Consider the following 14,403-nt stretch of genomic DNA (forward strand, 5'->3'; position numbering starts at 1 on the left):
AAATAACAATAACACTATTAATGTCTCAGTTATTAGAGAACTTTACTAAAGTAGTTTGTTCTTTATCTTGTAGCCTAATTCATTAGGTTAGTTACAACTATAAAGAGAATTACCAAAATATAAAGCTTGTTAGTATTGTAAATAATCTTTATGCAAAATTTGAATCAAAATCAAAGATTATATTGGTCATTATCAAAGCCATTAAAATACATGGGCTTAAGTTTAGATGAGTGGGCAGTAATGTTATTAGGTGTAGTACCTGGTATAGTATTACTTAATAGTGGTAATGCTAAACTAGGATTAGTAGGTATGATAGTTGGTATTGCTTTATGTTATGCATTTAAGAAATTTAAAAAAGTTTCAGAATATTTTTTGCTAAAAAGCTTTCTAGTAGCCAAGAAGTGGTTACCTGCTCCTGCCTGTTACCCTCTATTACTTGGTAAAATAGTAGGGAAATAATGGAGCAGTTATTCAAACAATCATCAATTCAGCAACTAGTTAAATATAACAAACATTTATTATTAGTAACTGTGTTATTGGCAATTACTAGTTTACTTGCAACAATTAAGCTAATAAGCAAAGAAGAGAAGTGGGTGTTAATCCCGGCAATAGAGCCAGATCGTCGAATGATAGTATCATCACAAAATTATCATGAAACTTACTTGCAGGAATGGGCAATATTTGTGATGAAAGGCTTATTTACGACTTCACCAGAAGAGGTAGAAAGACAGATAGCTGATATGAAGGTAGTCTCTAGTAGTACAGAGCAGTTAGATAAATTTTTTCAAGAATATTTACAATTTGTTAAAGGCTCTAATGTGTCTTCTGTTTTTTTTCCAAAAAAAGTGAAAATAACTGATGATGGAGTATTAATTCAAGGGACATTTCGTTATTGGTTTGGTGAGAACAAGCATATTGCAACTGATAAGAGTTATCTTTTAACTTACAAGCGAGGTACTAATTACTTGTTATTGCTTACTGGTATTAAGGAAGAAACTAATCAAAGAGAAATATGACTGTCAACAAGCAAAATACTATAGTAGTTAAGTCAAGGATTAAGCAATATCTGGTATTTTCTGTAATGCTATTATTGTCAAATTTTTGGTTTAATAATGCTTATGCTGTAGGTTACATGTTACATAATGATTCTTTGTTAGAGTTACAGATAGCTAAAGACGCTCCAACTAGAATTAATATTGAAGGAGAGAAAATCAATAATATTTTCATTCATCCTCAAGAAGCAGCAGAAATAGTAGTTGATGATTGTGGTTGTCTGTTTATTTTACCTCAACAAGGTAAGGATAAGGTTTATTTAACTCTAATTGGAGAAAATGGTACAATACAGGATTTATTATTACGTTTTACTAATAAAAATCCAGCTCCTATAAGATTGATTAAATTTAATTTAGAGCAAGATATAGTTAAAACAATGTCAATTAATGAAAAACAAGAGAATAACAATGATTATAAAGGAAAATATAAAAGTAACAAATAATAAGCAATCTGTTAATAAGCAGCATATTGGTTTAATTAGCTCAATGTTTATAGCATTATCAATTATCTTTTGTGTAAATATTTTATTAGCTGAAATATCATTTGCTAATACTTTAGAAGGTGAACTAGATAGAATTGGCGGGCTTTCTACCGGTAAACTTAAGACAATAGGAATATCTGGTGCAACTATCTTATCATCTATTTGGGCAGTAGTAAGAGGGAATCTTAGACTTGCTGGGGCTATTGTCGCTATTGGTATTATTCTTGGTTTTTACTTAGACTGGGTCTCTAGTGGTATGAAGATTAATTAACTATAATATTTAAGTAAAATAAGTTGGTATGAAGCAAGTTAGTAAAATCTTGAAATAGAATTAGCTATGAGTAAAGATAATGAACAGTTAAATGATAAGCCAGGAAAGTCAGAAGATACAATAGCTGATAGTAAGTTACCATCTGAGTTTAATAAAAGATTATCAGAATTTATAGATATCATAAGGAAAAAACCTGTAATTTCCTTGTCTTGTATAGGAATAATAATCATCTTAATATTTTATTGTTTTTCTGAAAGTAAAGTAGAGAATCTAGCAAGCCTTGAAGAAGAGCGTAAATCACGGAGTGAGATATCTGGAATAGAGAAGGCAATAGATCCAAGAGCTAGATGGACGGAAGAAGTATTAAACGAAGTAAAAGATATGAAGAATCGTTTAGAAAGTTTAATAGAAAATAAATATTTGGAAACTACAAGTAAAATTGATGATGTTCAGCAAAAATTGGAATTACTAGAAAGTAAGCCTAATGAGGAGGGTATATTGTATGATGGTAATAGTTTTAATAATCATCAGCAAGTACAAGATTTAACAAAAGAGCAACATAAACAAATAATAACAGATTTACCAGCAAAAAGGCAGTTTGGATATGTTAAAAGAGCTGGATATCAAGTAAAAAAAGATGTTAAGGATTATATCACCACTGGCAGTTTTGCCAGGAGTTTGCTACTAACTGGTGTAGTAGTAGGTACTGGTACTAATAATATAATGGACTGAAAAAATTAGACAAAGAAGCAGGTATTTTTGTTTCTCAATAAGTATAGAATAATAAATAAAATTAAAGAGAAACAAATGGGTAAAAAACAAATTAAAAATTTTAGTGCAGAAGCAAAAACTAAAATAGTATTAGAGATGTTAAAAGAAGAATCAACAATAGGTCAGTTATCGGTCAAATATGAAGTAACGGCTAAAACTATGCAAAACTGGAAACGACAATTTTTAGATAATGCGTCATTGGCATTTGAGCCAGCAAAAGCTGTTAGTGAGTACAAAGGGCAGATTAGTGAACTTAAGAATCAAAACGATGAACTTGCAAAAGCATTAGGTAAGGCTACAGTCGAGAGGGACTGGGCGGTGGGAAAGCTAAACAGCTTGGACTTATCAAATAAGAAAAGTCTTGTCGACCCCAAGCTGAGTACGTTAGCAAAGACAAGGCAATGTGAACTATTAAAGATAAGCAGATCTGGAGTATATTATAAAGCTAAAGTAATGAGCTTATATAATCTTGATATTTTAAATAGAATAGATGAAATATATACGGATAACCCTGAGTATGGTTATCGTTATATATACAAACAATTATTGGAAGACGGCTTTAATGTGGGCAGAGATAGGGTGCTTAAATATATGGGAATAATGGGTATAGAAGCTATTCATCCTCATAAAAAGCAATCTACTTCTGTGAAGGATGGTCAACATAAAATTTATAGCTATTTGCTTGAGCCGTACTGGCACAAATCAGGAACGAATAGAACTATTCATGTACCTTATGTTAATCAAGTGTGGAGTGGTGACATTACTTATATTAGAACTAACGGAGGATTTATGTATCTTGTGGCGATTATAGATTGGCATAGTAAGGCAATACTAAGTTATAAAGTATCTAATTCTATGGATGCATCACTTGTAACCGATGTATTAAAAGATGCACTGAATAAATACCCTGCACCACAAATATTCAATAGTGATCAGGGTAGTCAATATACTGGACATGAGCATACGGGAATTCTAAAAGAGAATAATACAGGAGTTTCGCACTTAGCAAAAAATATGTTAATCTAGCAAGAAAGAGTTTTAGTTAAGCATGGCAAGATCAAAATGTAGCAAAGACTTATATAAATCATTTTTACAAGCAAGTAGCGTAAGATATAGTGGTAAAGCATTATCTGAAGTAAGTCCAATAAACCTATCTCATGATAGTGCAAGTCGATGGTTAAATAGTAAGGATTTCCGCCCTAGCGGGATCTACAGAGAAGTGTCAAAATATATTGATAGGGAAGCTTCTTGTTTATTAGTGGGAGATGACACGTTATTGTCAAAGCAATACAGTAAGAAAATTGAGCTTGTACATTATCAATATTCTGGAGCTGTACATGATGTTATACCTGGTATAGGGATGGTCAACTTACTGCATTACAATGCTAAAACTGATCAATCTACCCCTGTAGATTATAGAATATATGATAAAGAAACTGATGGAAAAACAAAGAATGAGCATTTTTGTGATATGCTTACTTTAGCTAAGGAAAGAGGGATCAATCCTGATGCAGTAGTAATGGATGCGTGGTATAGCGGTTTGGAGAATTTGAAACATATACGTAATTTAGGTTGGACATGGGTTAGTAACCTAAGAAAAAATAGAAAAGTTAATCATAATGTTAGCTTAGAAAGTTTAGAGATTCCTGATGAGGGACTAAAAATTCACCTACGTGGATACGGTTGGGTTACGGTATTTAAGTTTGTGGCAAAAAATGGTCGCATTGATTACATAACAACTAACTTAGAAAATCCAACACGTGAACAAATAGAGAAAATTGTTAAGGCACGGTGGTCTATAGAAGTTTATCATCGAGAATTAAAACAAACTTGTGGTATTGAACGCTGTCAGGCACGCACGGGTCGAGCTCAGAGAAATCATATTTGCCTTGCTGTATTTGCTTGGCTCGATATGAACAAAAGGAGGATAAATGAAAAAATTACTTTATATCAACAAACTTGGGAAGTTATAAAAACATCAATTCAGAACAACATTAGATGCCTTTTAGCTGATTCGCAATTTTGCTAACTGCGAAACTCCTGTAATATACAAATCTCAATGAACGGTAAGGGTAGAAGCATTGATAATATTGTGATTGAAAGATTTTTTAGAACTTTAAAATATAATTGTATATTTATAAATGATTTTAAAAATATCGCAGAACTTAAAGATGGTATTGATAAATACATGGATAAATATAACAATCAAAGATTCCATTCAAGTATTGGTTATAAAAAACCGATGAACGTGTATCTTGATTACTTACAAAATGCAGCTTAAAAATTATGTAAAATGGGAAACAAAATTAGTGAAAAATTTGTCTTGAAAAATCAGTCCAGTTTCTTTCTAAAATCCTAGCTCTAGTATCATCAAGGTTCAGTGAACTACATTCGGCAGCCATTTCCAATAATACCCCGTAAATTTCAGCTCCACCACCTTCTTGCCAAACATCTAAATATTGTTGCCAGAGCGAGCTATATGCCACAGGAACACCACTTAAACTTTGCAGCCTAGATAAACGGTAGAAAGGAGTACCATAGGTCTTTTGTAACACTATTGCACTTCTGCTACTATTTGTCCATTTGTTGATATTTTTATTGTTCATAACTATATAATCACAAGCATTACAACGTAGCGTTTTCTTTACATATCTGTTGACTGTAATTGGAGCATTACCTGTAAATTGTAGCAATTTTCTAGCTTCACTATTATATACAGGAGTTTCGCACTTAGCAAAAAATATGTTAATCTAGCAAGAAAGAGTTTTAGTTAAGCATGGCAAGATCAAAATGTAGCAAAGACTTATATAAATCATTTTTACAAGCAAGTAGCGTAAGATATAGTGGTAAAGCATTATCTGAAGTAAGTCCAATAAACCTATCTCATGATAGTGCAAGTCGATGGTTAAATAGTAAGGATTTCCGCCCTAGCGGGATCTACAGAGAAGTGTCAAAATATATTGATAGGGAAGCTTCTTGTTTATTAGTGGGAGATGACACGTTATTGTCAAAGCAATACAGTAAGAAAATTGAGCTTGTACATTATCAATATTCTGGAGCTGTACATGATGTTATACCTGGTATAGGGATGGTCAACTTACTGCATTACAATGCTAAAACTGATCAATCTACCCCTGTAGATTATAGAATATATGATAAAGAAACTGATGGAAAAACAAAGAATGAGCATTTTTGTGATATGCTTACTTTAGCTAAGGAAAGAGGGATCAATCCTGATGCAGTAGTAATGGATGCGTGGTATAGCGGTTTGGAGAATTTGAAACATATACGTAATTTAGGTTGGACATGGGTTAGTAACCTAAGAAAAAATAGAAAAGTTAATCATAATGTTAGCTTAGAAAGTTTAGAGATTCCTGATGAGGGACTAAAAATTCACCTACGTGGATACGGTTGGGTTACGGTATTTAAGTTTGTGGCAAAAAATGGTCGCATTGATTACATAACAACTAACTTAGAAAATCCAACACGTGAACAAATAGAGAAAATTGTTAAGGCACGGTGGTCTATAGAAGTTTATCATCGAGAATTAAAACAAACTTGTGGTATTGAACGCTGTCAGGCACGCACGGGTCGAGCTCAGAGAAATCATATTTGCCTTGCCGTATTTGCTTGGCTCGATATGAACAAAAGGAGGATAAATGAAAAAATTACTTTATATCAACAAACTTGGGAAGTTATAAAAACATCAATTCAGAACAACATTAGATGCCTTTTAGCTGATTCGCAATTTTGCTAACTGCGAAACTCCTGATATAGTTTGCCATTACAACAGTGAGGACAGCTATCACCACTACAAAAATTCTCAGGAGTTAAATAGCTGGTATTCGCATCCTTATAATCATCAAACCCATATTTACCTTGCCAATTACTACGATCTATCTTTTTGGGCTTATCGCACTCTTCTTCATTACCACCATTCCCCTTATCAGATTCACTTGGCGGTTCTTTTAATGAATCTGAACTATCTTTTTTTTGTTATCTGCCTTAAAACCAATCAGCATTTCCTTAAGCTTATTTATACTGATATTTGATGATGCTAGCTTGTCTATTAGCTCATTACAAAATTTCACAAGTTCTACTATCGTTTGCTGTTCATCTCCCGTTAATGAACTGTCCTTGACATGTTGTATTAGTTCTTCTCGTTCTTCAGCACTTAAGGTCGCTACTTTTGGTTTTTTCATTTGATTAATTATCATTATTATTAATATTTCAAATGTTATAATATAATTGGTACTTTTTCAACTAGTTTTTATTACAAAACTTACGCTATGTTATCTCAAGTATGACTAAAAACCTTGGCTGAAAGCCATTTTTTCATAGTAAAGAATTTTAATAATATCTCAGTACAAAGCCACTTATCATAAAACATAGCGTAAGTTTTGATTAATCGGTGATATTTGCATAGTAGAAACCCAAATTTATACAATAAATTCATACTAGCAAAAAAATTAGATAGTGTTACGCAGTTTTGCTGCAAGTATACATAAAAACAGAACTGCCATTAAAATTTTGTCCTTTGACGGTCAAGGCTTTTGGCTATGCTCTAAACGCCTATCCAAAGGTAAATTTACCGCAAAACTTTTCCCATCTGATAATTCATCTTATCAAATTTGTTATAGAACCTTACACATTCTTATTCATAATGGTGATCCTAGTTCTGCCAAATTCTCTAATGATTGGCTTCCTGTCGTTTAAGCTGCTGTCTCGATTAATTCCGTATTATTCATATATCTTGCATAGGCAAAAGGCGTATAATTCGCAGGACGCTTCTTTGCTTTGCTACTCTGCTCTTGTAGCCAATTTAAATATTTAAAGGCATTGATCTCGTTCTCACTACAAGTCTTTACTATACTATACAGACCACTATGTATCTCAGCACTATTGATTGTTTTAAAGAATAATGAATTCTTCCTTTGTAAAATAATGGTACGCAGTGATCTCTCAGCCCAATTATTATCAAGATTGCTAACTGGGATTTTTAAAAATTGGGTCAAACCTTCTTTATTATTTATCCAATATTTCATAGCTTGTCCAAGCCTACTATTAGGCTCAACTTTCTTGTCGTTAAATAATTCGTCTATTTTGTTATATATGTTTTCTATATATTTACTGCTATGTTCCTGATGATACCCAAGTTTTTCTTCAGGACTCATCTCTTTACATTGATGTTCATTGTGGTAAATCCTTCGTGTTTGTTTGAGAAAATATCCGCATTCTTCAGGGTAATATAGTTCATTCTCTGTAAATTTTCTCTGACCATGTGACAAACAATTGATCATCACTATTATTGCCAGTAATTCTTGATCTGCTTCTGATAATACCGGGTTATTATTGTTACTTGCGTCAGTCATTAATTGGATAGAATCTGTTCTATTCTTACGATTCTTTAGTACGTTACCTATATTTTCTCCACCATGCCTATTACCGGTAAAATATAAAACTATCACCTCATTATTTGCAGTCTTAGCACATATTGTAGTAGTATAACAGCTGCGTCCTTTCTTATTTTGAGTACGTAATTTCTTATTGGCTATAGTAATTTCTAAAATCCTAGCTCTAGTATCATCAAGGTTCAGTGAACTACATTCGGCAGCCATTTCCAATAATACCCCGTAAATTTCAGCTCCACCACCTTCTTGCCAAACATCTAAATATTGTTGCCAGAGCGAGCTATATGCCACAGGAACACCACTTAAACTTTGCAGCCTAGATAAACGGTAGAAAGGAGTACCATAGGTCTTTTGTAACACTATTGCACTTCTGCTACTATTTGTCCATTTGTTGATATTTTTATTGTTCATAACTATATAATCACAAGCATTACAACGTAGCGTTTTCTTTACATATCTGTTGACTGTAATTGGAGCATTACCTGTAAATTGTAGCAATTTTCTAGCTTCACTATTATATAGTTTGCCATTACAACAGTGAGGACAGCTATCACCACTACAAAAATTCTCAGGAGTTAAATAGCTGGTATTCGCATCCTTATAATCATCAAACCCATATTTACCTTGCCAATTACTACGATCTATCTTTTTGGGCTTATCGCACTCTTCTTCATTACCACCATTCCCGTTATCAGATTCACTTGGCGGTTCTTTTAATGAATCTGAACTATCTTTTTTTTGTTATCTGCCTTAAAACCAATCAGCATTTCCTTAAGCTTATTTATACTGATATTTGATGATGCTAGCTTGTCTATTAGCTCATTACAAAATTTCACAAGTTCTACTATCGTTTGCTGTTCATCTCCCGTTAATGAACTTTCCTTGACATGTTGTATTAGTTCTTCTCGTTCTTCAGCACTTAAGGTCGCTACTTTTGGTTTTTTCATTTGATTAATTATCATTATTATTAATATTTCAAATGTTATAATATAACTGGTACTTTTTCAACTAGTTTTTATTACAAAACTTACGCTATGTTATCTCAAGTATGACTAAAAACCTTGGCTGAAAGCCATTTTTTCATAGTAAAGAATTTTAATAATATCTCAGTACAAAGCCACTTATCATAAAACATAGCGTAAGTTTTGATTAATCGGTGATATTTGCATAGTAGAAACCCAAATTTATACAATAAATTCATACTAGCAAAAAAATTAGATAGTGTTACGCAGTTTTGCTGCAAGTATACGTTAAAGAGAAGAGTAAGGTATATACCCCAAAAACTCGGAAAAAGTTATTGAAAGAAGACAAGTGTATGATCAGGAGACGCAGTGCTATAGAACCAATAATAGGGCATTTGAAACAATATGGCAGGATGGGCAGAAACTTCTTGAAGGGTGTGATAGGAGATGTGATCAATCCAATAATCTCTGCTATAGGTTTGAATTTACGATGTATTGCCAATCATTTACACATCATGCCTAACTCTACATAAAAAAATTATCATTAAAAAACTTGCTAAACGATTAAAAAAATCGTTAACAATAAGCTCATGTAAAAATTTTACTAAAACAGAAATTTTTCAATAAAATTGAAAACAATTTTTAATTTTAGTGCAAATATTAGAATTTTTTTTGTAAAAATTTTATTCAATCATAGATTATGGGGGGCTTTAAATATTTTTGGCGGACGGACTGAGCCTTTCTAATTAAGTGTGTAAATTTTTCATAGGGCTTAAATTCTACCTTCAAATTTTATCAAAAAGTGAGCCATAGCTGCGTTCCAGTTTGGAATCGGCATAACCCATTTCTTGGTCATATAATCAATTGCCAAATATAAGGTCTTAAAAACGGCATTATCATTTGGAAAAACCCGTTTATTCTTAGTAACCTTACGTAATTGGCTATTGACAGATTCTACACTATTAGTTGTGTATATTACTTTCCTTATCGCCTCAGGGTATCCTAGAAAAACCATTAAATTTTCCCAATGAACATACCAAGATTTAGCAATTTGTGGATACTGTTTACTCCATTTAGCTTCAAAAGATTCTAAAGCAAGGAGTCAATCATTTAATTTGTGTAAGTTCATTTTTTATTTTCCAATAAATCATATTTAAAATCTCCACAAAGTATTTCAAATTGATTTAAAGCTAAAGACCAATCTTTAATAGGCATGGTCCATTTTTTGGCTGCATTTTGTAGGGATAAAAATATTATTTTTTGAATTGACTTATCATCTGGAAACACCCCCTTATTTTTGATAATTTTTCTAATTTGACGATTTACAGATGCTATAGTGTTAGTAGTATAAATTACCTTTCTGATCTCTTCAGGAAAGGCAAAAAACGGTATTATCCCAGACCAATTACGTTGCCAAATATCAGAAATTACCGGATATTTTTTATCCCATTTTACACCAAATTGCTGAAGTTTTAAACGTGCCATTTCGTCATTATTAGCTGTATAAATTTGTTTTAGATCTGATGTGACCTCTTTTAAATCTTTATATGACACATACTTTACTGAATTGCGAACCATATGTACAATACATAATTGTACTATAGTACTCGGGAATACACTGCTTATAGCTTCTGGAAAGCCCTTTAAACCATCCACACAAGCAACATAAATTTGTTCAATTCCTCGATTCTTTAACTCAGTAACTACTTGCATCCAAAATTTAGCACCTTCATTTTTGCCTATCCAAATGCCAAGTAACTCCTTTTTCCCTTCTATATTTACAGCAAGTGCTAAATATACTGCTTTATTTATTACTATGTGATTGTCTCTAGATTTTACATAGATACAGTCCAAGTATAATATTGGATACACCCTATCTAAACAACGATTTTGCCACCTAGTTACTTCTTCTATCACCCCATCTGTTATGGTGGATATCAAGTCACCAGATACATCAGTTTGATATATTTCTTCTAAATGCCCTCGGATCTCGCTGACTGTCATACCGCGACCATAAAGGGATATCACTTTCTCATCAAATCCATTAAATCTCCTCAGCCCTTTTGGTATTAATTGAGGATTATACTCTCCTTCCCGATCTCTTGGTACTTCTACTGTCAGCTTACGACCATCCCCATCAATTACTGTCTTCTCATAGCTACCATTACGACGATTATTATCTACTTTTGGCATCTTGCTATGTTTTGAATATCCTAATTCATGATCCAACTCACTTGCTAATATTTTCTCAACTATTTGCTTCTTTAGCTGTTGAAATAAACCATCTCGACCAAATAACTCCGATGGATCTGCTTTTGATAATAATTCTTCTACTAGCTGATTACTGATGTCTAATGTATCTTTATCTGTATCTAATTTTTTAGCCATAATTCCTCCTTGCTTGCTTAAGTTACTTTTTTTACAGTAATCTCTTACTGCTTTCTTTGCAACTTACACAAACTATAGGACAGACTCAAAGCAAGATGTGCTTCTTCCTCTGTGCTAGCAGTATATATAGGCTTTAAATCAGCCGCTAATTCTTTTCGGTCTTTATATGATACATATTTTAAACTATTTCTAATCTGATGTACAATACATAATTGATGTTCGGTTTTCGGAAAAACTGCTTCTATTGCCTCAGACATACCGGTTAAATTATCACTGCAAGCAATAAGCATGTCTTGCATACCTCTGTTCTATAATGGACTGAAAAAATTAGACAAAGAAGCAGGTATTTTTGTTTCTCAATAAGTATAGAATAATAAATAAAATTAAAGAGAAACAAATGGGTAAAAAACAAATTAAAAATTTTAGTGCAGAAGCAAAAACTAAAATAGTATTAGAGATGTTAAAAGAAGAATCAACAATAGGTCAGTTATCGGTCAAATATGAAGTAACGGCTAAAACTATGCAAAACTGGAAACGACAATTTTTAGATAATGCGTCATTGGCATTTGAGCCAGCAAAAGCTGTTAGTGAGTACAAAGGGCAGATTAGTGAACTTAAGAATCAAAACGATGAACTTGCAAAAGCATTAGGTAAGGCTACAGTCGAGAGGGACTGGGCGGTGGGAAAGCTAAACAGCTTGGACTTATCAAATAAGAAAAGTCTTGTCGACCCCAAGCTGAGTACGTTAGCAAAGACAAGGCAATGTGAACTATTAAAGATAAGCAGATCTGGAGTATATTATAAAGCTAAAGTAATGAGCTTATATAATCTTGATATTTTAAATAGAATAGATGAAATATATACGGATAACCCTGAGTATGGTTATCGTTATATATACAAACAATTATTGGAAGACGGCTTTAATGTGGGCAGAGATAGGGTGCTTAAATATATGGGAATAATGGGTATAGAAGCTATTCATCCTCATAAAAAGCAATCTACTTCTGTGAAGGATGGTCAACATAAAATTTATAGCTATTTGCTTGAGCCGTACTGGCACAAATCAGGAACGAATAGAACTATTCATGTACCTTATGTTAATCAAGTGTGGAGTGGTGACATTACTTATATTAGAACTAACGGAGGATTTATGTATCTTGTGGCGATTATAGATTGGCATAGTAAGGCAATACTAAGTTATAAAGTATCTAATTCTATGGATGCATCACTTGTAACCGATGTATTAAAAGATGCACTGAATAAATACCCTGCACCACAAATATTCAATAGTGATCAGGGTAGTCAATATACTGGACATGAGCATACGGGAATTCTAAAAGAGAATAATATACAAATCTCAATGAACGGTAAGGGTAGAAGCATTGATAATATTGTGATTGAAAGATTTTTTAGAACTTTAAAATATAATTGTATATTTATAAATGATTTTAAAAATATCGCAGAACTTAAAGATGGTATTGATAAATACATGGATAAATATAACAATCAAAGATTCCATTCAAGTATTGGTTATAAAAAACCGATGAACGTGTATCTTGATTACTTACAAAATGCAGCTTAAAAATTATGTAAAATGGGAAACAAAATTAGTGAAAAATTTGTCTTGAAAAATCAGTCCAGTTTCTAAATTGTTTTATTTGTATCTGCACATAATGCATAAGGTAGATTTACTATAGCTACGAAACAATAGATTAGGAAGATTTTGGTTATTCTCATAAAAATATACCTGAGATTATATAGTTAAGTAGGTTGCTTTTACCGTAAATAGAATTGTATCATTACCAGGAGTTTCGCACTTAGCAAAAAATATGTTAATCTAGCAAGAAAGAGTTTTAGTTAAGCATGGCAAGATCAAAATGTAGCAAAGACTTATATAAATCATTTTTACAAGCAAGTAGCGTAAGATATAGTGGTAAAGCATTATCTGAAGTAAGTCCAATAAACCTATCTCATGATAGTGCAAGTCGATGGTTAAATAGTAAGGATTTCCGCCCTAGCGGGATCTACAGAGAAGTGTCAAAATATATTGATAGGGAAGCTTCTTGTTTATTAGTGGGAGATGACACGTTATTGTCAAAGCAATACAGTAAGAAAATTGAGCTTGTACATTATCAATATTCTGGAGCTGTACATGATGTTATACCTGGTATAGGGATGGTCAACTTACTGCATTACAATGCTAAAACTGATCAATCTACCCCTGTAGATTATAGAATATATGATAAAGAAACTGATGGAAAAACAAAGAATGAGCATTTTTGTGATATGCTTACTTTAGCTAAGGAAAGAGGGATCAATCCTGATGCAGTAGTAATGGATGCGTGGTATAGCGGTTTGGAGAATTTGAAACATATACGTAATTTAGGTTGGACATGGGTTAGTAACCTAAGAAAAAATAGAAAAGTTAATCATAATGTTAGCTTAGAAAGTTTAGAGATTCCTGATGAGGGACTAAAAATTCACCTACGTGGATACGGTTGGGTTACGGTATTTAAGTTTGTGGCAAAAAATGGTCGCATTGATTACATAACAACTAACTTAGAAAATCCAACACGTGAACAAATAGAGAAAATTGTTAAGGCACGGTGGTCTATAGAAGTTTATCATCGAGAATTAAAACAAACTTGTGGTATTGAACGCTGTCAGGCACGCACGGGTCGAGCTCAGAGAAATCATATTTGCCTTGCCGTATTTGCTTGGCTCGATATGAACAAAAGGAGGATAAATGAAAAAATTACTTTATATCAACAAACTTGGGAAGTTATAAAAACATCAATTCAGAACAACATTAGATGCCTTTTAGCTGATTCGCAATTTTGCTAACTGCGAAACTCCTGATTACATTACCAAGTATACCAAAGTAAAAAATTGACAATTAACAATAAATATTTACTGGTAGTGATATTAATAGCGATGTAGTGATTCATTTGAGTATACTCAGGTAGAACTTCAAGAATTGGCATTCCCGCGACCAAAGATATCCGCTGCTCCGTTACTCATGTACACCTAGCAGCTCGACTTTGCTACTGCCTAGCTCTTCTTGAA

17 protein-coding genes and 3 pseudogenes are annotated in these 14,403 nt (G+C 32.7%); 13 read left to right on the forward strand and 7 right to left on the reverse strand.

Features of this window, described 5'->3' with window-relative positions; translation table 11 throughout:
- The first annotated feature begins 150 nt into the window (after positions 1–150).
- The 8 genes and pseudogenes from AAHN00_RS09140 to AAHN00_RS09175 all read left to right on the forward strand — a co-directional run.
- A complete protein-coding gene (locus tag AAHN00_RS09140; protein ID WP_342260119.1) occupies positions 151–459 on the forward strand; it encodes a hypothetical protein in 309 nt (102 codons plus the stop codon).
- Complete coding sequence (locus AAHN00_RS09145) at positions 459–1,016, forward strand: TraE/TraK family type IV conjugative transfer system protein (protein WP_342271081.1); 558 nt, start codon at positions 459–461, stop codon at positions 1,014–1,016. Before AAHN00_RS09140 ends, AAHN00_RS09145 begins: the two co-directional genes overlap by 1 nt.
- A gap of 116 nt (positions 1,017–1,132) precedes the next feature.
- Positions 1,133–1,495: a hypothetical protein gene (locus AAHN00_RS09150; RefSeq protein ID WP_342271082.1), complete on the forward strand. Its 363-nt coding sequence runs from the start codon at positions 1,133–1,135 to the stop codon at positions 1,493–1,495.
- Positions 1,461–1,805 carry a hypothetical protein gene (locus tag AAHN00_RS09155; RefSeq protein WP_342260144.1) on the forward strand — a complete coding sequence of 115 codons (345 nt, stop codon included), beginning with the start codon at positions 1,461–1,463 and terminating at the stop codon, positions 1,803–1,805. The genes AAHN00_RS09150 and AAHN00_RS09155 overlap by 35 nt, the downstream gene beginning before the upstream one ends.
- A 66-nt stretch (positions 1,806–1,871) precedes the next feature.
- Positions 1,872–2,537 (forward strand): hypothetical protein, encoded by a 666-nt coding sequence (locus tag AAHN00_RS09160; protein ID WP_342271083.1) that lies wholly within the window; start codon positions 1,872–1,874, stop codon positions 2,535–2,537.
- A 75-nt stretch (positions 2,538–2,612) separates the two neighbouring features.
- Positions 2,613–3,602 (forward strand): IS3 family transposase, encoded by a 990-nt coding sequence (locus AAHN00_RS09165; protein ID WP_342271084.1) that lies wholly within the window; start codon positions 2,613–2,615, stop codon positions 3,600–3,602.
- A gap of 22 nt (positions 3,603–3,624) precedes the next feature.
- Positions 3,625–4,605, forward strand: a complete 981-nt coding sequence (locus AAHN00_RS09170) for a transposase (protein ID WP_342271025.1) — start codon at positions 3,625–3,627, stop codon at positions 4,603–4,605.
- Between the two features lie 15 nt (positions 4,606–4,620).
- A pseudogene (locus tag AAHN00_RS09175) lies at positions 4,621–4,857 on the forward strand (integrase core domain-containing protein); the annotation flags it as partial.
- A gap of 25 nt (positions 4,858–4,882) precedes the next feature.
- On the opposite strand, the gene AAHN00_RS09180 reads toward AAHN00_RS09175, so the two are convergent.
- A complete protein-coding gene (locus tag AAHN00_RS09180; RefSeq protein ID WP_342271085.1) occupies positions 4,883–5,269 on the reverse strand; it encodes a hypothetical protein in 387 nt (128 codons plus the stop codon).
- An 83-nt stretch (positions 5,270–5,352) separates the two neighbouring features.
- On the opposite strand from AAHN00_RS09180, the gene AAHN00_RS09185 reads away from it, so the two are divergent.
- The gene (locus AAHN00_RS09185; RefSeq protein WP_342271025.1) at positions 5,353–6,333 is read left to right on the forward strand and encodes a transposase; all 981 of its coding nucleotides are present in this window, start codon (positions 5,353–5,355) and stop codon (positions 6,331–6,333) included.
- A 211-nt stretch (positions 6,334–6,544) separates the two neighbouring features.
- Here AAHN00_RS09185 and AAHN00_RS09190 read toward each other — a convergent pair whose 3' ends face one another.
- The gene (locus tag AAHN00_RS09190) at positions 6,545–6,778 is read right to left on the reverse strand and encodes a hypothetical protein (protein ID WP_342271086.1); all 234 of its coding nucleotides are present in this window, start codon (positions 6,776–6,778) and stop codon (positions 6,545–6,547) included.
- A gap of 274 nt (positions 6,779–7,052) precedes the next feature.
- Here AAHN00_RS09190 and tnpB point away from each other — a divergent pair, with 274 nt between their 5' ends.
- Positions 7,053–7,292: an IS66 family insertion sequence element accessory protein TnpB gene (tnpB, locus tag AAHN00_RS09195; protein WP_342271087.1), complete on the forward strand. Its 240-nt coding sequence runs from the start codon at positions 7,053–7,055 to the stop codon at positions 7,290–7,292.
- Here the strand turns inward: tnpB and AAHN00_RS09200 are convergent.
- Together AAHN00_RS09200 and AAHN00_RS09205 are read right to left on the reverse strand one after the other, a co-directional pair.
- Entirely contained in the window at positions 7,289–8,485 is a 1,197-nt protein-coding gene (locus AAHN00_RS09200; RefSeq protein ID WP_342271088.1) for an IS66 family transposase, read from the reverse strand. The genes tnpB and AAHN00_RS09200 overlap by 4 nt on opposite strands.
- 215 nt (positions 8,486–8,700) lie before the next feature.
- Complete coding sequence (locus AAHN00_RS09205; protein ID WP_250310741.1) at positions 8,701–8,934, reverse strand: hypothetical protein; 234 nt, start codon at positions 8,932–8,934, stop codon at positions 8,701–8,703.
- Positions 8,935–9,221: 287 nt separating this feature from the next.
- Here AAHN00_RS09205 and AAHN00_RS09210 point away from each other — a divergent pair, with 287 nt between their 5' ends.
- The gene (locus AAHN00_RS09210; RefSeq protein ID WP_342272733.1) at positions 9,222–9,482 is read left to right on the forward strand and encodes a hypothetical protein; all 261 of its coding nucleotides are present in this window, start codon (positions 9,222–9,224) and stop codon (positions 9,480–9,482) included.
- 239 nt (positions 9,483–9,721) lie between these two features.
- Here the strand turns inward: AAHN00_RS09210 and AAHN00_RS09215 are convergent.
- From AAHN00_RS09215 to AAHN00_RS09225, 3 genes and pseudogenes are all read right to left on the reverse strand, one after another.
- A pseudogene (locus tag AAHN00_RS09215) lies at positions 9,722–10,033 on the reverse strand (transposase); the annotation flags it as partial.
- A gap of 41 nt (positions 10,034–10,074) precedes the next feature.
- On the reverse strand, positions 10,075–11,337 hold the full coding sequence (locus tag AAHN00_RS09220) for an IS256 family transposase (RefSeq protein ID WP_342271089.1): 1,263 nt from the start codon (positions 11,335–11,337) through the stop codon (positions 10,075–10,077).
- A gap of 86 nt (positions 11,338–11,423) precedes the next feature.
- Positions 11,424–11,645 (reverse strand): annotated as a pseudogene (locus AAHN00_RS09225) (transposase); the annotation flags it as partial.
- 89 nt (positions 11,646–11,734) lie between these two features.
- On the opposite strand from AAHN00_RS09225, the gene AAHN00_RS09230 reads away from it, so the two are divergent.
- The gene (locus AAHN00_RS09230) at positions 11,735–12,919 is read left to right on the forward strand and encodes an IS3 family transposase (RefSeq protein WP_342270912.1); all 1,185 of its coding nucleotides are present in this window, start codon (positions 11,735–11,737) and stop codon (positions 12,917–12,919) included.
- A gap of 281 nt (positions 12,920–13,200) precedes the next feature.
- The gene (locus tag AAHN00_RS09235) at positions 13,201–14,181 is read left to right on the forward strand and encodes a transposase (protein WP_342271025.1); all 981 of its coding nucleotides are present in this window, start codon (positions 13,201–13,203) and stop codon (positions 14,179–14,181) included.
- Positions 14,182–14,403 lie beyond the last annotated feature (222 nt).

The organism is Candidatus Tisiphia endosymbiont of Parasteatoda lunata, assembly GCF_964030955.1.
In the GTDB taxonomy this organism is placed as follows: Bacteria; Pseudomonadota; Alphaproteobacteria; order Rickettsiales; family Rickettsiaceae; genus Tisiphia.